Source organism: Kinneretia sp. DJ1R-11 (assembly GCF_025717595.1).
Taxonomy (GTDB): domain Bacteria; phylum Pseudomonadota; class Gammaproteobacteria; order Burkholderiales; family Burkholderiaceae_C; genus Paucibacter_A.
Genome location: NZ_JAJIRR010000014.1, coordinates 118,610 through 137,473, shown reverse-complemented (window position 1 = coordinate 137,473; position 18,864 = coordinate 118,610). Strand labels below are relative to the sequence as shown.

19 protein-coding genes are annotated in these 18,864 nt (G+C 68.2%); 7 read left to right on the top strand and 12 right to left on the bottom strand.

The window, feature by feature from the left end; genetic code table 11:
• Positions 1-42: 42 nt before the first annotated feature.
• Positions 43-3,027, bottom strand: coding sequence for an adenosylcobalamin-dependent ribonucleoside-diphosphate reductase (locus LNV23_RS20230; protein WP_263564645.1), 2,985 nt, complete (start codon positions 3,025-3,027; stop codon positions 43-45).
• Positions 3,028-3,319: 292 nt separating this feature from the next.
• Between LNV23_RS20230 and alkB the strand changes: the two genes are divergently transcribed.
• Both alkB and LNV23_RS20220 read left to right on the top strand, forming a co-directional pair.
• Positions 3,320-3,973: a DNA oxidative demethylase AlkB gene (alkB, locus tag LNV23_RS20225; protein ID WP_263564644.1), complete on the top strand. Its 654-nt coding sequence runs from the start codon at positions 3,320-3,322 to the stop codon at positions 3,971-3,973.
• 37 nt (positions 3,974-4,010) lie between these two features.
• Positions 4,011-4,493, top strand: coding sequence for an OsmC family protein (locus tag LNV23_RS20220; protein ID WP_263564643.1), 483 nt, complete (start codon positions 4,011-4,013; stop codon positions 4,491-4,493).
• Here the strand turns inward: LNV23_RS20220 and LNV23_RS20215 are convergent.
• Positions 4,478-5,029, bottom strand: a complete 552-nt coding sequence (locus tag LNV23_RS20215) for a GNAT family N-acetyltransferase (RefSeq protein WP_263564642.1) — start codon at positions 5,027-5,029, stop codon at positions 4,478-4,480. The genes LNV23_RS20220 and LNV23_RS20215 overlap by 16 nt on opposite strands.
• A 217-nt stretch (positions 5,030-5,246) precedes the next feature.
• Complete coding sequence (locus LNV23_RS20210) at positions 5,247-5,768, bottom strand: hypothetical protein (RefSeq protein WP_263564641.1); 522 nt, start codon at positions 5,766-5,768, stop codon at positions 5,247-5,249.
• An 88-nt stretch (positions 5,769-5,856) separates the two neighbouring features.
• Here LNV23_RS20210 and LNV23_RS20205 point away from each other — a divergent pair, with 88 nt between their 5' ends.
• Positions 5,857-6,102 carry a hypothetical protein gene (locus LNV23_RS20205; RefSeq protein ID WP_263564640.1) on the top strand — a complete coding sequence of 82 codons (246 nt, stop codon included), beginning with the start codon at positions 5,857-5,859 and terminating at the stop codon, positions 6,100-6,102.
• Here LNV23_RS20205 and LNV23_RS20200 read toward each other — a convergent pair whose 3' ends face one another.
• Together LNV23_RS20200 and LNV23_RS20195 are read right to left on the bottom strand one after the other, a co-directional pair.
• On the bottom strand, positions 6,103-8,568 hold the full coding sequence (locus LNV23_RS20200; RefSeq protein WP_263564639.1) for an ABC transporter permease: 2,466 nt from the start codon (positions 8,566-8,568) through the stop codon (positions 6,103-6,105).
• On the bottom strand, positions 8,565-9,251 hold the full coding sequence (locus tag LNV23_RS20195) for an ABC transporter ATP-binding protein (protein ID WP_263564638.1): 687 nt from the start codon (positions 9,249-9,251) through the stop codon (positions 8,565-8,567). Before LNV23_RS20195 ends, LNV23_RS20200 begins: the two co-directional genes overlap by 4 nt.
• A gap of 163 nt (positions 9,252-9,414) precedes the next feature.
• Between LNV23_RS20195 and LNV23_RS20190 the strand changes: the two genes are divergently transcribed.
• The gene (locus tag LNV23_RS20190; RefSeq protein ID WP_263564637.1) at positions 9,415-10,038 is read left to right on the top strand and encodes a response regulator; all 624 of its coding nucleotides are present in this window, start codon (positions 9,415-9,417) and stop codon (positions 10,036-10,038) included.
• Complete coding sequence (locus LNV23_RS20185; protein WP_263564636.1) at positions 10,028-11,242, top strand: sensor histidine kinase; 1,215 nt, start codon at positions 10,028-10,030, stop codon at positions 11,240-11,242. The genes LNV23_RS20190 and LNV23_RS20185 overlap by 11 nt, the downstream gene beginning before the upstream one ends.
• A gap of 33 nt (positions 11,243-11,275) precedes the next feature.
• Here LNV23_RS20185 and LNV23_RS20180 read toward each other — a convergent pair whose 3' ends face one another.
• Entirely contained in the window at positions 11,276-11,905 is a 630-nt protein-coding gene (locus LNV23_RS20180) for an ABC transporter ATP-binding protein (protein ID WP_263564635.1), read from the bottom strand.
• Between the two features lie 124 nt (positions 11,906-12,029).
• Between LNV23_RS20180 and LNV23_RS20175 the strand changes: the two genes are divergently transcribed.
• Positions 12,030-12,350, top strand: a complete 321-nt coding sequence (locus tag LNV23_RS20175) for a DUF6968 family protein (RefSeq protein ID WP_263564634.1) — start codon at positions 12,030-12,032, stop codon at positions 12,348-12,350.
• A 38-nt stretch (positions 12,351-12,388) separates the two neighbouring features.
• Complete coding sequence (locus tag LNV23_RS20170) at positions 12,389-12,796, top strand: DUF1801 domain-containing protein (protein WP_263564633.1); 408 nt, start codon at positions 12,389-12,391, stop codon at positions 12,794-12,796.
• Between the two features lie 350 nt (positions 12,797-13,146).
• Here LNV23_RS20170 and LNV23_RS20165 read toward each other — a convergent pair whose 3' ends face one another.
• The 6 genes from LNV23_RS20165 to LNV23_RS20140 all read right to left on the bottom strand — a co-directional run bounded on the left by LNV23_RS20165 (position 13,147) and on the right by LNV23_RS20140 (position 18,857).
• Positions 13,147-13,350: a YbdD/YjiX family protein gene (locus LNV23_RS20165; RefSeq protein ID WP_102769604.1), complete on the bottom strand. Its 204-nt coding sequence runs from the start codon at positions 13,348-13,350 to the stop codon at positions 13,147-13,149.
• 42 nt (positions 13,351-13,392) lie between these two features.
• Positions 13,393-15,456, bottom strand: coding sequence for a carbon starvation CstA family protein (locus LNV23_RS20160; protein WP_263564632.1), 2,064 nt, complete (start codon positions 15,454-15,456; stop codon positions 13,393-13,395).
• 207 nt (positions 15,457-15,663) lie between these two features.
• On the bottom strand, positions 15,664-16,302 hold the full coding sequence (locus LNV23_RS20155) for a response regulator (protein WP_263564631.1): 639 nt from the start codon (positions 16,300-16,302) through the stop codon (positions 15,664-15,666).
• Positions 16,299-17,684, bottom strand: a complete 1,386-nt coding sequence (locus tag LNV23_RS20150; RefSeq protein WP_263564630.1) for a cache domain-containing protein — start codon at positions 17,682-17,684, stop codon at positions 16,299-16,301. The genes LNV23_RS20155 and LNV23_RS20150 overlap by 4 nt, the downstream gene beginning before the upstream one ends.
• A 15-nt stretch (positions 17,685-17,699) precedes the next feature.
• Complete coding sequence (locus tag LNV23_RS20145) at positions 17,700-18,494, bottom strand: tRNA-uridine aminocarboxypropyltransferase (protein ID WP_263564629.1); 795 nt, start codon at positions 18,492-18,494, stop codon at positions 17,700-17,702.
• Between the two features lie 78 nt (positions 18,495-18,572).
• Complete coding sequence (locus LNV23_RS20140) at positions 18,573-18,857, bottom strand: hypothetical protein (protein ID WP_263564628.1); 285 nt, start codon at positions 18,855-18,857, stop codon at positions 18,573-18,575.
• Positions 18,858-18,864: the final 7 nt, after the last annotated feature.

The following is an 18,864-nucleotide window of genomic DNA, read 5'->3' as shown; positions in this document are numbered from 1 at the left end:
GGCCTTGACTCAAGTCAAGACCGAGACCAATCGGGTCTCAATTCATCCGCATTGACCCACATAGCCACAGGCCGTGCAGAAGTCGCAACCGTCCTTGTGGATCATGGTTCGGTTGCCGCATTCCGGGCAGGGCTTGCCGGCTTGAGCCTGCAGCGCGACACCGGGCGCGGTGCGCGTCGACTGAGGCGCTTGCAGCAAGCCCATCTCGACCAGGGGCAGGCCTTGCTCGTCGAGCACGCCCAGCATGGCGTAGCGGTGAATAATCAGGCGCGCAACATAGGCCACGGTCGAGGGCCAGATCTGCTGGCGCCGCTCACCCGAGAGGTTAGGAACCGGCGCCATGAAGTGTCCCAAAGGCTCGCCGACATTGAGCAGCTTGCGCAGCTTCATGCCGATCCAGGCCGGGTCCATCACGCGCATGTCCAAGCTCAGCAGTCGGGCCATGCCGTCCAGGGCCTTGGGGTAGTTGCCCGAGAAGCCCATGGCGCAGGGCCGGGTGACGAAGCCACCATCCGGCGTGGGCAGACTGACCTCTTTCAGGGTCAAAGTGAATTGCTCGTTGGTGGCCGGGTTGTCCACATCCACCGCCCAAGCCAGGGTGCCCATGGTGCTGGTGCGCGGCTCCTCGCGGCTGAACATGGCGTCGATCACCGGCGTGGCGCCGCCCTCGGCCAGGGCGCCGAGTTGCTCGCAACGCCAGCGGATGACCGCAGCCGTGGCCGCCACCACGCCGGGGAAGAGGCGCTGCTCGCCGCCCGGCGGCATGGCCATCTCGAAGGAACGCTCCTCGGCCACGGTGGCCAGGGCATCAAGCTTGAGGCGCAGCCAGGCCGCGTCATTGCTGCGCAGGTCCATGGACAAGGTCTTGGCCACGGCCGACAAACCCCGCGGCTGCTCGGCACCGTTGACCCAGACCTCAAAGGGAAGGTTCTTGCCAAACAGGCCGGCATCGGGCCCCTCGGCCGGCAGCTCGCCGACGAAGAGCGCAAAGTCGCCATGCGGGTGGCGGATCATATAGCTCCAGGCGGGATTGCCGTTAGGCAGCTCCGGCCGGCTGGGCCAGCGCAGCGAGGCCAGCACCGCATTGGGCAGGCGCGCGACCAGCATGCGCTGGTTGCTGCCGTCTGAGGCCACCGGCTTGAGCGGCTCGGGCGAGCTGACCGCAGCGGCCGGCGCCGGCTGGGCCGCCTCAACGCTGAGCACCGAGCCGAGCACGCTATTGGGCCGGTAGGTGGCCAGGCCCTTGAGGCCGCTCTTCCAGGCCTGCGTGTACAGGTCCTGGAAATCGGCATAGGGGTAGTCGGCCGGCACATTGACGGTCTTGGAGATCGAGGTGTCCACATAGGGCGCGACCGCAGCCACCATGGACGCATGGTCGGACGCCGACAGCTCCAGCGCGGTCACAAAGGCCTTGGACAAGGGCGCGTCGGTGCCGAACATATGGCGATACAAGCGCCAAGCATGATCCTCGACCGCGTACTCCTTGTAGCTGCCGTCGGCCATGCGCTTCTTGCGGGTGTAGCTCCAGCTGAAGGCGGGCTCGATGCCGTTGGAGGCATTGTCCGCAAAGGCCAGGCTGATGGTGCCGGTGGGCGCGATCGACAGCAGGTGCGAGTTACGCAGGCCCTGGGCGCGAATCTTGTCCTTCAGGCCTTGCGGCAGGCGCGAGGCGAAGTTGCCGCCCGAGAGGTACAGATCGGCGTTGAAAAGCGGGAAGGCGCCGCGCTCCAGCGCCAGATCGGCCGAGGCCTCGTAGGCCGCGTCGCGCATCAGGGCGCTGATTTCGCTGGCCATGGCGCGTGCGGCCTCGCTGTCGTAGCGCAGGTTCAGCATCACCAGGGTGTCACCGAGGCCGGTGAAGCCCAGGCCGACGCGGCGCTTGTTGCGCGCTTCCTGCTGCTGCGCCGGCAGCGGCCAGGGCGTCACGTCCAGCACGTTGTCGAGCATGCGGGTGGCCGTGCGACAGACCTCGGCAAAGGCCTCGCCGTCGAAGCGGGCGTCCAGGCCGAAAGGCTGGTGCACGAAATGGGTCAGGTTGACCGAACCGAGGCAGCAGCAGCCATACGGCGGCAGCGGCTGTTCGGCGCAAGGATTGGTCGCCGAAATCGACTCGCAGTAGTACAGATTGTTGTCGGCGTTGATGCGGTCCAGGAAGAGCACGCCGGGCTCGGCGTGGTCGTAGGTGGAGCGCATCACCATGTCCCAGAGCTCGCGCGCCTGCAGCTTGCGGTAGACCCAGAGGCCGTCGCCGCGCTGGTAGGCGCCGGCCGCGCGCTGCTTGGCGCCGGGCTCGGCCTTGTGCACAAGTTCAATCTCGGCGTTCGCTTCCACGGCCTGCATGAACACATCGGTCACGCCAACCGAGATGTTGAAGTTCTTCAGATCGCCCTTGTCCTTGGCTCGGATGAACTCCTCGACATCGGGGTGGTCACAGCGCAGCACGCCCATCTGCGCGCCGCGGCGCGCGCCGGCCGATTCCACCGTCTCGCAGCTGCGGTCGAACACCCGCATATAGCTGACCGGGCCGGAGGCACTGCTCTGGGTCGAGCCGACCCAGGCACCGCGCGGGCGGATGCGGGAAAAATCGTAGCCGACGCCGCCGCCGCGCCGCATGGTTTCGGCCGCCTCGGTCAGCGCGGTGTAGATGCCCGGGTGGCCGTCGTCGATCGAGGCGATGGAGTCGCCGACCGGCTGCACAAAGCAGTTGATCAAGGTGGCGCTGAGCTCCGTGCCGGCGGCGGAATTGATGCGACCGGCCGGCACGAAGCCGCGGCGCTGGGCATCGAGGAATTTGGCTTCCCACTCGGCCCGAGCTTCGGGCGCCTCGGCCTGGGCCAGGGCTCGGGCCACGCGCAGGCGCAGCTCGTCCAGGGTCTGCTCCTCGCCTTTCGCGTACTTCTCCAACAGCACCTCGGCGCTGATCTCCTGGGCCGGCAGGGCGGCCGGCGCCGCCAGGGGCTGTCGGGGCGCTTGCGGGACGCTGTCGAAATCAAACTGGGTGGGCTGGGGGGTGATGGACGAGCTCATGCGAGGTACTCCGGGAGCGCAAGCAAAATCAGTGGCGGGATCGTGGCGGCTGGCCGGGCCATGAAAGCCCGGCTGCGCATGCTGCAAGCATCTTAGCGAGCCCGTTTTGACCCGGATCAGCAGATGGGCCTGCCCGGCCTGGGCGGCGTCCGCGCAAAAATAAAGATGTCAGCGGCCACTCGCTTTTCAAGCCTCGGGAATTCGGGTTTGCAAGCTTTTGCAAGCGAACTAGGCTGCTGAATTTGACCCAAAAAAGATTTCACCAATTGACAAGCACCCAGGCTCGCGCCACATGAATCTCGACCTGTTTGACGACACTCTGGAGCCGCCGCCGGCCCGGCAAGACCTGGCCCCCGGCGCCGTGTTTCTGCGCGGCCGGGCGCTGACCCAGGCGCCCCAGCTGCTGGCCGCTGCCGAGGGCGTGATGGCCGCGGCCCATCTGCGCCACTGGCTCACGCCTGGCGGCCGGCGGATGGCGGTGGCGATGACGAATTGCGGCCCCCTGGGCTGGGTCTCGGACGCGCGCGGCTACCGTTACCAATCGACAGACCCGCTGTGCGGCCAGCCCTGGCCGGCGCTGCCGCCGGTGATCGCCGAGCTGGCTGTGGCGGTGGCCGAGGAGGCCGGCTACCACGGCTTTCGCCCCGACGCCTGCCTGATCAACCGCTACCTGCCCGGCACGCCGCTGAGCCTGCACCAGGACCGCGACGAGCAGGATCTGCGGCAACCCATCGTCTCCATCTCCCTGGGCTTGCCAGCCCTGTTCTTGTTCGGCGGCCTGAGCCGCAGCGAGCGGCCGGCGCGCTGGCCGCTACAGCATGGCGATGTGCTGGTCTGGGGCGGGCCCTCGCGCCTGGCCTTCCACGGCGTGCAGGCGCTGGCGCCGGGCCGTCACCCGCTGCTGGGCGAGCAGCGCATCAACCTGACCTTGCGCTGCGCGGGATGACGGAAGATGCAGCCCTCCGCTGCAAAGGATCGCGCCCATGTCCACTCATCACGCCACCATCCGCTGGGCCCTGGGCCCCGATGAAGACTTCACGGGCCGGCGCTACAGCCGCGCCCACCGCTGGCAGTTCGACGGCGGCGCCGATGTGGCGGCCTCCAGCTCGCCCACCGTCGTGCGCCTGCCCTTCTCCGACCCCAGCGCGGTGGACCCCGAGGAGGCCTTCATCGCCGCCCTGTCCAGCTGTCACATGCTCTGGTTCCTGGACCTGGCGGCACGCGCTGGCTACGAGGTGACCCGCTACGACGACCCGGCCGAAGGCCTGATGGCCCCCAACGAAGCCGGGCAGGACGCCATCACCGAGGTGACACTGCGGCCCGAGGTGCAGTTCAGCGGCTCCATGGCGCCCGACGAGGCGGCCGTGCAGGCCTTGCACCATGCCGCACACGAGCACTGCTTCATCGCCAACTCGGTGCGCAGCAGCGTGCGCTGCGAAAGCAGCTGGAGCTACCTCGCAAGCTGAGCAGGTTTGGCCACACGGTAGTGATGTTCGACACAGGCCTCGCCGCGAAAGACCGCCTCCTGGCTGTCGACGCGCGCAAAGCCCAGCCGCTCCAGCAGGTGAATCGAGCCCCGATTGCGCGCATCGGTGATGGCAAGGACCTCGCCCGCTGGCGTGTGGGCCCAGAGCAGCGCGATCAAGGCGCCCACGCCTTCGGCGGCCAGACCCTGGCCCTGGCGAGACGCTCGCAGACTGAAGCCGATCTCGGCCGCTGCGGAGTCTGCGGCCAGACAGATGCCGATGTCGCCGATCAGCTGATCGCTGGCCGCATCGGCCATGCCCAGCTGGCACCAAACCCCGGGCTGCAAGAGCGGCGCCTCGGCCATCTGCTGCAAAAAAGCCAGGGCTTCGGTATCGCTCTGCGTCTGCCAACCTTGGTAGAGGCCCACTTGCGGATCTTGGCGGTAGGCCTGGAAATCCGCCAGGTCGCTGGCGCGCAGGCGGCGCAAGAGCAGACGGCCGGTGCCGTGAGGCAGCAAGGGTTCAATTGACGACATCGTCCATCCTCGTCCAATCCAAGAACTTGGTAGTTTTTGTAGCGAGCGCCCGTCAGGCTAGGCGGACTGAGCGCAGGAACCGGAACGTACTTCCTGTACGTGAGGATTCCGACAACGAGGTTGCGGCGAGACTCATACTCGCGAAGCGAATGTGATGTCGGAGCCAACACCGGACCAACAACGCATGGCGGTCGCGCAGTAAAAAACTATCAAGCTCTCAAGCCTGCACCGAACGCGCCGCCACCTTGGCCTTGACATCATCAGGCGACCAGAACAGCCAACTGTGCTCCTGCATATGGGCACGCAGCGCCTCACTCTGGCCCTGGTTGACCTTGCCAGCGATCAAGCCCAGGCACACCTGGGTCTGGGCATCGGCCATGCCGGCGGCGCTCAGGTCCTGCAGCAGGCGGGCCAGCACCACGCGGCGGTAGACCTCGCTGGTGAAGAGCTTGAAGCGGCCGGTCGGCACTTCGTGGACTTCCTGCATCTGCGCCAGTTTGACGCCGGGCGTGTCCTGGTAAGCCTTGACCTCCAGCGCCAGCAGCTCATTGCGGCCATGGTGGTAGGCCAGCATGTCGATCTCGGGCTTGGGCGCCGAGGTCTTGCCGATCTGGCGTTTTTCATCCTGGGTCAAGCTGACCTTGAAGCCGCGTCGCACCCAATAACCTTCTTCTTCCAGCAGCAGGGCGACGATGTTCTCAAACTTGTCCACCCCGACCATCAGGCGCTGCTCACTCATAGTCTCTTCACTTCCTTGTGGGTTCTCGCCGGCCTGCCCATTCGCAGGCCGGGGGGAGGAAGTCTACGCTGAGGCCCACAATGCGGCGATGAACGACACCCTGCTTGAGCTGCAAGCCCTGGGCCTGGAGCTGCCCAGCCCCGCCTACATCTTCGGCGCCATCGTCTTCGGCCTGATCGGTCTGGTGGCCTGGCGCCTGGGTCGCAAGCAGGGCAATCGGCGCCAGCTCTGGCTGGGCGTGGCGCTGATGCTCTACCCCTATCTGGTGCCGGGCACGGTCTGGCTCTATGCCATAGGCCTGGCGCTGTGCGGCGGGCTTTGGCTCAGCCGTTGATCAGCGCAAGGCCTCTACCGGCTGCAGGCTCAAGGCCAGGCGGATGTGGCGCGCCGCAGCCAAGACGGTGATGCCCAGGGTCAGCAAGGCCGCCACCAGCAAGGGCAAGGCCAGCCCGGGCAGCGGCGCCAGGCGGTCGACAAAGCCGTCGAGGTAGGCCATGCCCGCCAGGCCGGCCAGGGGCAGACCCAGCAGGCCCGCCAGCAGCAGCGGGCCACGGAACTCGCGCGCCACTTCGACGGCAATGTCCGCGTGGCTGGCGCCATGCAGGCGGCGCAGGACCAGCTCGGTGCGGCGGCGGCGCAGGGTGTCAGCCACCAGGGCGTAGGCGCCCAGCATGGCCACGCCGACCGCCAGCAGCGCCACCACGCTGAGCACCTGGCGCAGCTGCTCTTCCTGGCGGTAGACCATGGCGGTCTGCTCCTCGGCGCTCCAAACCAGATGCCCCAGCGGCGGGCCATGCGTGCGCCAGACCTCCTCCAGGCCGGCGCGCAGGGCGCGGGCATCGGGACCAAACACGGTCAGGTCCCATTGCGGCGCATCGCTGAGCACAAAGCCCTGCGGCTGGGCCGCATCGCGCGCCGACTCCTGCTTGATGTCATTGACCACCGCCACCACCCGGCGCTGCTCCTGGCCCTCCTGGACCTGATCGCCACCGCCGCGCAGCACGGCGCCCACGGCCGCCTGCGGCGTGGCAAAGCCCAGCAGGCGCGCCGCCTTGGCGTCGATCACCAGGCGGCCCTCGCCGCTGCCCTGCTCGGGCGCGCCGGCCAGCACCTTCATGCCGTAGGTGACGAAGTAGCTCGGCGAGACCGTGGTCATGCGCAGCATCTGCTTGGCGCCGCTGGGGCTGACGTGCAATTCGCTCGGACCCCAATGGTCCATGGCCGGGCGGGCGGTGCTGAAGGCGAAATGCTGGATGGCGGGATGCTGGCGCAGGCCGTCCACAAAGGCATCGAGCTTGGGCACGAAATCGCGCTCGACCATGGCGCTGAGCACCAGGCGGTTCTGGGTCTCGAATCCGCGGTCCAGCTGCAGCAGGTGGCGGTGCTGCAAGGCCATCACCCCGCTCAAGGCCAGCAGCAGCAAGGCGCCGCCCAGCTGCAAGCTCAACAAACCCTGGCGCAGGCGCCGGCCCCAAGGCCCTTCGCTGACCGTGCGGCCCTGCAAGGCCGGCGCCGGCACCTGGCGCAGGGCCAGCATGGCCGGCAGGGCCAGGCTCAGCGGCAGCAGCACCAGTTGCAGCAGCAAAAGCCCTTGCCAGGCCGGCGCGGGCAGCGCGTCCACCACCGGGCGCTGGGCGCTCAGGCCCAGCCAGTCGGCGGCAGCCGGGCCCAGCCACCAGGCCAGCAGAGCAGCGCCGGCCGCGGCCAGACCCAGGGTGATCAAGAGCTCGGCACACCAGAGCTGCAGCAACTGGCCACCGCTGGCGCCCAGGCTGCGGCGCAGCGCCGTCTCGCGCTGGCGCTGCAGCAGCTGGGCCGCTTGCAGATTCATGGTGTTGATGGCGGCCAGCAACAAGAGCAAGCCGCTGGCCGCGCCCAGGGCCGTCAGCACGGTCCAGAGCAAGTCCTGACCCTCGAGCGGAAGCTGGGGCAGGGGCAGCGCGCGGAAATCGGCCGCGGCCTGGTCCGCCCCGGCGGTTTTCCATTCGGCCGGCAGCTTGTCGTGCAGCGGATGGGCGCGGTAGGCGGCGGCCAGCAGGGGCGCGAGCTGCTGGACTTCAGCGCCCGGGCGCAAGCGGGCATAGATCTGCGCATTGCCCTTGTGGATGCCCTCCAGCGCCTCGGGGCTGTCGAGCAGGCCGCCGCGGAAATCCACGCCCGCCAGCTCGAAGCTGGCCATGGCCTCATGCGCCGCGTCCAGCGTGCTGCGGCTGTCGAGCGCCGGGATCACCGCCGTCACCGCGTAGCTCTTGCCCCGGCATTCGACGATGCGACCCAGGGCTTGGGCCAGGGGCAGATCGCCCCAGAGCTTGCGCACCAGCTTGGGCGTCAGGGCGATGGCGTCCTTGCGGGCCAGGGTGGCGGCCAGGTCGCCATGCAGGGTCTTCAAGCCCATCAGCGGCACCAGATCGGGGTCGGCGATCAGCACCCGCACCACCTCGACGCGGCTCTGGCCGTCACCGCTCATCTGCAAGGTGAAGCCCTCGCTGCTGCTGCGGCTGATGCGCTCCAGCGGCAGGCCGCGGGTCTTGAGCCAGGGCGCCAGGCCGGCCGGCGCGGCCAGCTGCCAGTCGCTCTCCGCGCCGCCTTCGCCCTTGGCATGGGCGCGGAAGTCCAGCATCACCACGCGTTCGGGCGCCGGCACGCCGGGGTCGATGGCGCTGCGCGACAGGGCCAACACGGCCACCAGCAGGCAGGCCGCCTGCGCCAGCATCAGGCCACCGGCCGAGACCAGGGTGGCGGCGCGGCGCTGGCGCAGGCCGGCCCAGGCTTCGCGCCATAAAGTTAGCAAGCCGCTCATGCGCAGGCCTCCGCATGGGCGTCCACCAGCACGCGGCCATCGAGCAGGCGCACGGTGCGCGAGGCCAGGGCCGCATGCTCGGGGCTGTGGGTCACCATCACCAGGGTCGTGCCCTCTTCGTTCAGCTGACGCAGCAGGTGCATGACCTCCTGGCCATGGGCACTGTCGAGGTTGCCGGTGGGCTCGTCGGCCAGCAGCAGGGCCGGCCGCGCGGCGATGGCGCGGGCGATGGCCACGCGCTGCTGCTGGCCGCCGCTGAGCTGGCTGGGCCGGTGGCCGGCGCGGTGGCTCAGGCCCAGGCGATCCAGCACCTCGGCCACACGCTGGCGCTGCGCCCGCTCGGGCTGCTTGCCGTAGCGCAGGGCCAGCTGCACGTTGTCCTGCACACTCAACTCTTCCACCAGATTGAAGCTCTGGAAGACAAAGCCGATGCGGCCGCGGCGCAGGGCCGCCAGCTCGCGCGGGCTCTTGCGGGCCAGGTCCTCGCCCTCCAGCAGGTAGCGGCCGCTGCTGGGCCGGTCCAGCAGACCCAGCAGGCCGAGCAAGGTGGACTTGCCGCAGCCCGAGGGCCCCGTGATGGCCACGTATTCGCCGGCCTCGATGCGCAGGTCGATGGCATTGAGGGCAGTGGTCTCGACATCACCGGCGCGGTGACGTTTGCTCAGTTGGCTCAGTTCGATCATGGATGGAGTGCCCACAAGAGGCTTGGAAGAAAGGAGGGCCTGCGGAAGACTTCAGCCCCGGCACTGCCAGCATCGCCGCCCCACAGGCCGGCCGCCAAGCCCCCTGTCCGCTTCCGGACACCGGGCTGGCGCGCGCGTGCGAGCTGCTGCGAAGATGCGGGCCGTGAACGAACACGATCCTTTGGCCCTGCCGCCCGCCCACCAGATCCTGCTGCTCGACGACGACCCCGGCGTCGGCCTGGCCGCCCAGCTGCTGCTGCAGCGCCGGGTGGCGCCCATCCATTGCCTGCGCCGGCCGGCCGAGCTGATGGCCGCCCTGGACCGGCTGCGCCCCAGCCTGCTTCTGCTGGACCTGAACTTCGGCCCCGGCCGCAGCGATGGCGCGCAAGGCCTACAGCTGCTGGCCGAGGTGCAGGCCCGGCCGCAGGCGCCCCTGGTGGTGGTGATGACGGCCTATGCCGACATCGATCTGGCCGTGCAGGCGCTCAAGCGCGGCGCTTTTGATTTTCTGACCAAGCCCTGGGACAACGTGCGCCTGATCGCCACCTGCCGCGAGGCCTTGCAGCGGGTGGATCAGCAACAACAGACGAGCCGGCAAGACCTGACCCCACTGCCTACCTCCAAGCCAGAACTGGCGCCTGACAGCGACCGCTCCCTCGCCGCCCAGGAGCGCGCCGCCGTGCTGGCCGCTATGGCCGAGGCCGAGGGCAACCTCAGCGCCGCCGCCCGCATCCTGGGCCTGTCGCGTGCGGCCCTGTACCGGCGCCTGGACAAACATGGTCTTTGAGTCCTTGCGCCTGCTGGCGGCCGCCCTGCTCTGGGCTGCGGGCGGTGCCCTGGGCCAGGTCCTGCTGGCACGCGGGCCGCTGAGCGCGCGCGGCGCCCTGGCCCTGCTGCTGCTGGCCCTGGCGGGCGCGGCCTGCGTCTGGCCCTTGCTGCGCGCCGCTGTTCAGCTGCGCCGCCGCCCACCCCTGCCCTTGCCGCCAGAGCCGCCCTTGGCTCTTGAGCAGCGCCAGCTGATCCTGCTGCAGACCCAGCTGGAGCACCTGCCGGTGGCCGCCTGGGTGCTGCGCGAAAGCGCGGCGCAGCCCACGCTGCAGGCCCTGAGCAGCCGGGCGCGGCGCCTGGCCGCACCGGGCGGCGTGCGCGAGCCTGCGGCCTTGCACGCCCTGCTGCGCAGGCCGGACATCCGCAGCGGCCCGGTGCTGCTGGACACCGAGCGCGGCAGCGAGCGCTGGCAGCTCCAGCGCCAGCCGCTCTCGCTGGACGGCGAGCAACAGACCCTGCTGGCCCTGGTGCCGCTGGAGAACGAGCTGGAGGGCGAATCGCTGCAAGCCTGGCAGCAGCTGGTGCAGGTGCTGACGCACGAGATCATGAATTCGCTGACGCCCATCCAGAGCCTGAGCCAGACCGCCCAGCTGCTGCTGGACGAGCCGCCCCTGGTGGAGGCCGATCTGCGCAGCGCCCTGGCCGGCATCGAGCTGCGCGCGGCCGAGCTGGCCCGTTTTGTACGCACCTACCGGCGCGTCAGCCAATGGCCGGCGCCGGTGCTGGCTCCGGTGGCGCTCGATGGTTTGCTGCAGCGCTTGCATCAGGCGGTGGGCCCGGCCTGGCGGCAGCGTGGTGGTGAGGCCAGCTTTGAGCCGGCCAGCGCGGGCCTGTGCCTTCAAGCCGACGAAGGCCAGCTGGAGCAAGCCCTGCTGGCCCTGCTACGCAATGCCGAGCAGGCCACCGAAGGCCTGAGCCAGCCGCGCCTCTGGGTGCAGGCGCGCCAGGGCCGCGGCGGCCGGCTGCAACTCAGCGTGCGCGACAACGGCCCCGGCGTGCCGCCGGGCCTGGAGCACAAGATCTTCATGCCCTTCTTCAGCGCCCGCGTAGGCGGCCAGGGCATCGGCCTGACCGTGGTGCGCCAGCTGGTGCACGGCATGGGCGGCCGCGTGCGCCATGTGCGGCCGCTGGAGGGCGGCGCGGCTTTTGTATTGAGCTTTTGAACGGCCGAGAATCCCAGCAGAGCGCCTGCGCGCTCAATCGCCCAGATCGATCTCGGCCATCAAGTCCACGGCCTGCAGGCAAGCCGGCCGTTCGTAGTCGGCCAGCAACCAGGCGCGCTCGCGCTGCAGCGCGGCCTCTTGCAAGAGCTCGCCCAGGACGCGGATGGAGCGCCCGTCCAGCGCAGCGAAGGGCGTGTCCAGGAGAGTCAGCCGGGCGCCGCAGACGGCCGCAGCCAGGAGGCCCAGTTTGCGTCGGCTGCCGGCCGAGAGCATGTAGAGCGGCTTGTCCAGATGCGGCACCAGCGCAAAGGCGTCGACCAGCGCCGGCTCCAGATCGGCGCGCCAGGCGGCATAGTGCTGGCGCAGGCCGCTCAGCCACGCCGAGGCCAACTGGGCGTCCAGCGCCGGGTCGGTCGGATTCTCGAAAAAGATGTCTGCAAGAGCCAGGCTGCATTCGATCTGGCCCGAAGCCGGCGCGCCCAGCTGCCCCGCAATCAGCCGCAAGCAGCGCGTCTTGCCCCGGCCATCACCCCCGCGCAACAAACTCAGGCCAGTGCGCAGCTCGAAGCTCAGGCCATCGAACAACGGCGGCTGATTGGGGTCGGGATGGGAGAGGCGGAGGGCCTGGGCGCGAAAGACAAAGGTGGGGGCAGTGGCGGACATGACAGGGCGGATGAGCGGGCTCGGCAGCGAGGCATGAATTCTCAGAGATGAACAAAGGTATCGGGTGAGCCTCACATCAGCCGGCACGACAATCTTTGCGGCCACCACTTCAAACCACCGTCCCATGGACCCCTTCATTGAACGCCAACTGGACGCCAAAGAAGCCGCCGGCAAGCGTTTCGAAATACGCATCCGCATCGATGCGCCCAGGCCTCAGCCCGATGGCGACTGGACCTGCCGACTCAGCATCACGCACTTGTTCGAGCCTCCGCGCGGCCTGTTCGGCGTCGATTCTTGGCAAGCCATGCAGCACAGCCTGCAAATAGCCTTCAGCACGCTGGAGGACTTCGTCAGGCATGGAGGCCAGCTGTTTCACAAGGGCAGCCAGACCCTGGTATCGCCCGCGGACTTGTTCATGCCCACGGCTGTGCCGAGGCGAATCTAGCGCGGAAAATGGGCGCAACGTTCGATACGAGGTTCCCCATGACCGAGAACAAGACCCAAGCCACCCAGGCCGAGCCGGCCGACTATCTGGAAACCATTGCCGACACGGCGCGCCGCACGGACTGCCAGGCCCTGAACGAGCTGATGCGTCGCGCGACCGGAGAGCCCCCGGTGATGTGGGGCAGCGCCATCGTCGGCTTCGGCTTGCACCGCTACCCGCTGGCGGGTGGCAAGACCGGTGAGATTTGCGCCGTGGGTTTTTCCTCTCGGGCAGCGGACATCGCGCTCTACGGCCTGACAGGGTTTGACGAAGCCGAGCCCTTGTTAGAAACGCTGGGCAAGCACAAGCGCGGCAAGGGCTGCGTCTACCTGAAGCGGCTGGCCGATGTGGACGCTGGCGTGTTGGAGCAACTGGTGACGCAGGCCTTCAACAGCAAGAAGGTCTGAGGCTGACGGCCGCAAGTGGCACAGAGCAGGCCATGGGTTTGGTGTTGATCGGGCCGACTGGGCACTCTGCTCCGTTCATGTCCCCCGTCGCCCGACTGCATCGGGCGCCTCCTCCTTGACTTCACTTCGCAGAGCACCCAGCCGTCCCGATCCAGCACGGCCTTGCCTTTTCGACGAAGACGCCCACCGGTTGAACTGACAAGGGGTGTCGGGTGAGTGCTGAAGCGAAGTCAAGTAGGAGGTCCGCGCAGAGCGCGGGCCGAGGGACATGAGCGGAAGCACTCGCCCGGCGACCCTTGGCACAAACCCGACCTTCAGCGGCTGCTCTGTGACGGCAGCCACCCGCCACATCAACAGCAGCGGCTCATCCGCCCATCCGCCCCGCCGTAGCGAGCGGCCTGGCGTTCGCGGAAGAACTGCTCATAGGTCATAGCCGGCTGGTCCGGGTGGGTGCGGGCCATGTGTTCGCGGTAGGTGTCGAAGTCGGGGAAGCCGACCATCAGGCGCAGGCCCTGGGCCAGGTAGCGGCCAGCCTGGCCGACACGCTGGCGCAGTTCGCGCGCCTGTTCGATCACGTCCTCAGCGGCGGCCATGGATCAAGACGCCGCAGCCAGCGCCACGAAGGGCGTTTCCTGCGTCGTGGGCTTGGCCGAATTGCGAGCGGCCAGGATGGCGCGCACGCTGTAGATCAGCACGCTGATGACCACGAACATGAAGAGCACGCACAGGGCGGCGTCCAGGCGGTCGTTGAAGACCACGCGGCCCATGGCTTCGGGCGTCTTGGCCGGGGCCAACAGCTGGCCCTCAGCCAGGGCCTTGCTGTACTTGCTGGCATGCGCCAAGAAGCCCACCTTGGCGTCGGACGAGAAGATCTTCAGCCAGCCGGCGGTCATGGTGCAGATCAGCAGCCACAGGGCCGGCAAGGCCGTCACCCAGGCATAACGCTGCTTCTTCATCTTGAACAGCACCACGGTGCCCAGCATCAGGGCCACAGCGGCCAGCATCTGGTTGGCGATGCCGAACAGCGGCCACAAGGTGTTGATGCCACCCAGCGGATCGACCACGCCCTGGTAGAGGAAGTAGCCCCAAGCCGAAACGCACAGCGCGGTGGCGATCAGGTTGGCGGGCAGGGAATCGGTGCGCTTGAGGGCGGGCACGAAGCTGCCCAGCAGGTCTTGCAGCATGAAGCGGCCAGCGCGGGTGCCGGCGTCCACGGCGGTCAGGATGAAGAGCGCCTCGAACAGGATGGCAAAGTGGTACCAGAAGGCCATCATGGCCTTGCCGCCGATGGCTTGGTGCAGGATCTGCGCCATGCCCACGGCCAGGGTCGGTGCACCGCCGGCACGCGCCAGGATGGTGTTCTCGCCCACGTCCTTGGCGGTCTGGATCAACATCTCGGGCGTGATGACAAAGCCCCAGGTCGAGAGCGTGGCGGCCACGGCCTCGGGCGTCTTGCCCACCAAGGCGGCCGGGCTGTTCATGGCGAAGTACACGCCGGGCTCGATGCAGGAGGCTGCCACCAGGGCCATCACCGCCACAAAGCTCTCGGCCAGCATGCCGCCGTAGCCGATGAAGCGCGCATGGGTTTCGTTCTCCAGCATCTTGGGCGTGGTGCCCGAAGAGATCAGCGCATGGAAGCCCGAGACGGCACCGCAGGCGATGGTGATGAACAGGAAGGGGAAGAGATCCCCCGACCAGACCGGCCCGCCGCCGGCGGCGAACTGGGTGATGGCCGGCATCTGCAGCGTCGGTGCGACGAAGACGATGCCGATGGCCAGGGCCACGATGGTGCCGATCTTCAGGAAGGTGGACAGGTAGTCTCGCGGGGCCAGCAGCAGCCAGACGGGGATGGAGGCGGCGACGAAACCGTAGCCGATCAGCATCCAGGTCAGCGTCGTGCCCTCGAAGGTGAACATCGGGCCCCAGACCGGGCTCTCATGCACCCACTGGCCGCCGACGATGGACAGCATCAGCAGCACAAAGCCGATGATGGAAATCTCGCCGATGCGGCCCGGGCGCAGATAGCGCAGGTAGACACCCATGAACAGCGCCACGGGGATGGTGGCCGCCACGGTGAAGGTGCCCCAGGGCGAATGCGCCAGGGCCTTGACCACGATCAGCGCCAGCACGGCCAGGATGATGATCATGATCATGAAGGCGCCGAACAGCGCAATCAGACCCGGCACCAAGCCCATCTCCTGCTTGACCAGATCGCCCAGCGAGCGGCCGTCGCGGCGGGTGCTGATGAAGAGGACGATGAAGTCTTGCACCGCGCCCGCGAACACCACACCGGCCAGCAGCCACAGCAAGCCGGGCAGATAGCCCATCTGCGCGGCCAGCACCGGGCCAACCAGCGGGCCGGCGCCCGCGATGGCGGCGAAGTGGTGGCCGTAGAGCACGTATTTGTTGGTCGGCACATAGTCCAGACCGTCGTTGTGCCGCCAGGCGGGCGTTTGGCGCCGCGGGTCCAGCTCCAGCACGCGGCTGGCGATGAAGAGGCTGTAGTAGCGGTAGGCGATCAGGTAGACGCAGATTGCGGCCACCACCACCCAAAGAGCACTGACCGCTTCGCCGCGGCCCAGGGCCACGGTGGCCAGCGCAAAAGCGCCCAGCACCGCGACCAGAAGCCACCCGAGGTGGCGCCTGATGTTCGAGGACATGAGTTTTGTCTCCTGATCCGCGCGGTCTTGGTTGTGGGAGCGAGAGAGAGAAGCAGGAAAGAAAAACGAGGGGGACCGCTGCGTGGCCGCAGTCTCGGCCAGCGGCCGGCCGCGCGCATCCGTCAGACCACGCGCGGCAGCGCGTGGCATCACTTAAGGGTCAACCCTGACGATCTGGTTTGAAGCGCCGGGCTCCAACTCACCCGTTCACCCGTGCGCGGCATGCTCGACGGCATACTTGATCAACTCCGCCTGACCGTCGAGATTGAGCTTGCGCTTGATGTTCTGCCGGTGCGCCTCCACTGTGCGCACGCTCAGGTCCATGGCGGCGGCGATCTGCTTGCTCGACTCGCCGCGGCCCAGCGCGGCCAGCACCTCGCTTTCGCGCGGCGAGAGCAAGGGCCGGGGCGTCTGCGCGCGGAACAGGCGGCGCGAAACGGCCGGGCTCAGAAACGTGCCCCCGCCCGCCACGGCCTGGATGGCGGCCACGATCTCGCTGGCTGGCGCATCCTTGAGCACATAGCCCTGGGCGCCCGCCTGCAGGGCGCGCTGCACATACTCCGGGTTGTCGTACATGCTGAGCATCAGCACGCGCAGGCCCGGCTGTCGCTGCAGCAGCTCGGCGGCCAGCTCGATGCCGCTGACCTCCTTCATACCCACATCCATCAGCACGATGTCCACCGCCGTATGCGCCAGCAAGGCCAGGGCCTCGCGCGCATCGCCGGCCTCGCCCACCACCGCGAACTCCGGCACCGCGCCCAGGCGCAGGCGCAGGCCGTCGCGCACCAGCGGGTGGTCGTCCACCAGGGCCAGGCGGATCGGAGCGGATACGAGAACTGAATTCATGCAGAGGCGGTGGAAGTGGAGTTCGAAGGCAACAGCGGCACCTCGGCCCGGACTTCAGTGCCCGCGCCAGGCTGCGAGCGGATCTGCAAGCGCCCGCCGATGGAGGCCAGGCGCTCGCGCATATTGCGCAGGCCGATGCCCTGGCGTGGATGCTCTTGCACGGCGGCTTCGTCAAAGCCGGCACCATCATCGCTGATCCGCAGCCGCACCCGAACGGGCTCGAAGCTCAGGTCCAGCTGCAGATGCGCAGCGGCCGCATGCTTGGCCGCATTGGTTAGCGCTTCTTGCGCCACGCGGAACAGCACGGTCTTGACCAGCTCGGGCAGCTCCACCGGCTCGCCCTGCACGCTCACCTCCACCAGACCCGCACCACCATCATCCTCAAACTCACGGCCCAGGGCTTGCAGCGCGGCCGGCAGGCCCAGGCTGTCGTCCAGCATGGCCGGGCGCAGGCGGTGCGAGATGCGCCGCACCTCATCCAGACAAGTCTTGAGCCGCTCCAGCGCGGTGGCCAGCACGCGTGCCGGCAGCGGCCGCCCGGCCTCCAGCGCATCCACGGCCGATTCCACCAGCAGCTTGGTCGCCACCAAGGTCTGGCTGGTGCCGTCGTGCAGCTCGCGCGCCAGGTGGGCGCGCTCGTCCTCTTGCGACTGCACCACCTGGTGGGCCAGCAGGCGCAATTTCGCATCGGCGATGCGGTGCTCGCTGACATTGAGCAAGAGCCCCGTACTGCTGATCAAGGCCACACCGAAGACGGCGATGCCGGCGATCCAGAGCAAGGTGGTGGCGATATTGCTGCTGGCTTGGGCGTCCAGCTGTTCCATGGTGGCATGCAGGTCGCCGAGGTAAAGCCCTGTGCCAATCATCCAGCCCCAGCGATCGAGCGGCACCACATAGCCGAGCTTGGCCTCGACCTGGCCCTTGGACGGGCGACGCCAGAGGTAATCGACAAAGCCGCCACCCTGGCGCGCCTGCGCGATCAGCTCCTGGATGGTCGGCCGGCCCTGGGGATCGCGCATGTCCCACAAATTGCGCCCAACCAATTCAGGCTGGCGCGAGTGCATCAGCGAGTTGCCGTCCAGGTCGTAGACGAAGAAGTAACCGTCCGGCCCATAGTCCAGCGAGGCCAGCAGCTTCAGCGCCTGCGCCCGCTGCGCCAGCGGGTCACCCGGCGCCTCGTACAGCGGCTTCACCGTGCTGACCGCCAGCGCCACATACGACTTCAACTCCGCCCGCCGCGCCTCCATATAGGCCCGTTCCACCAGCGCATGTTCGCGCTGCACCAGCTCGCGCTCCTGATGCCGCACCGCCAGCGCGATCAGCAAGAGGCTGGCCACCAGAGGCAGGACGGCGAGGAGGATGAACTTGGTGCGGAGCTGCATGGCCATCCGGCATTGTCAGGCGCGAGACCTATGCACCGCCGCCAGCGCCCGCAAGCGCTGATGCCCCTCGTCGCCCTCGTCCGCCGGCACGCTTTGCTTGGCGCTGATGTAACGGTTGCTGAAGACCTCCAGGTAAGCCTCCAGCGTCTGCGCCGCATGCTCATCACCAGCCAGTGCCAGGCACAGAGCCGCCACTTCCGAGGTGCAGAAATGGTGCTCGTGGGAGGAGCGGCGCAGGCGGTAACGCGAGAGCTGCTCGGCTTGCAGGCTCAGAACCGGCAGATTCGCCAGGTACGGGCTTTTGCGGAACATCTTGCGTGCCTCGGACCAGGTGCCGTCGAGCAGAAGAAACAAGGGGCGCTTGAGGACCGCGGCTGAAGCAGCCCCAGGCAGAAATGCCGCCAACTCCGTCACCACCTCGCGCCCCTCGGCGAATTCGCCCGGGAACACCACAAAGGGCTGCCATTGCGGATCGGCCAGCAAGGCCAGCAGACCAGGCTCCACCCGCACCCGCGACCATGAAAAGGCCTGCGTATCGGGCAGTACATCGGCAATCAGCCAGCCGGTATTGCTGGGCTTCAGGGCCTCGAACTCTGCCATGATCAGGCAGACAGCCGCCGGGCGCTGCCCCGGCGCCAAGCTCAGCTCCGGGCGCAGATGACACATGCAATGGCTGGGGATCAGACGGCAACGCCCGCAGCGCTCAATGCGCGGCTCGCCGCGGTCGAGTCGAGGGCGGGTGTTGTTCGTATCCTGCAGGAGGCAGGCGGCGCGCAGGCGTGAAACGGCGTGATCAGTAGCGAGGGGCATGGGTGGAGAGTCTAGGGCTGTGCCCTCAAGACCTCGCCCAGCCACCCCAAGCGCACGCCGTCCCGCCGGCGACAAGGTTCAGTGCAAATTGAGCAGCGCAGCACGCAGGATCAGCACCAGCAGCACGATCACAGCACAACCGATGAGGAGCCGAAGCCCTCCGGCCACATAGCGCCCGGCGACGCGTGAGCGCTGCGCCGTGGACCACCAGCGCTCGAACGAACGCCCGAAGGCGCCGGCCAGTGTGCCGCCAAGAACCAGGGCCAACACCGGCACAAAAGGCTGGTGCAAAGCCTGGGCGAGCAGCCAGCCGACCAGCAGTGCGGCCAGCATCTGCAGACTCAAAACACGGTAAGCAAACATCGCAGTC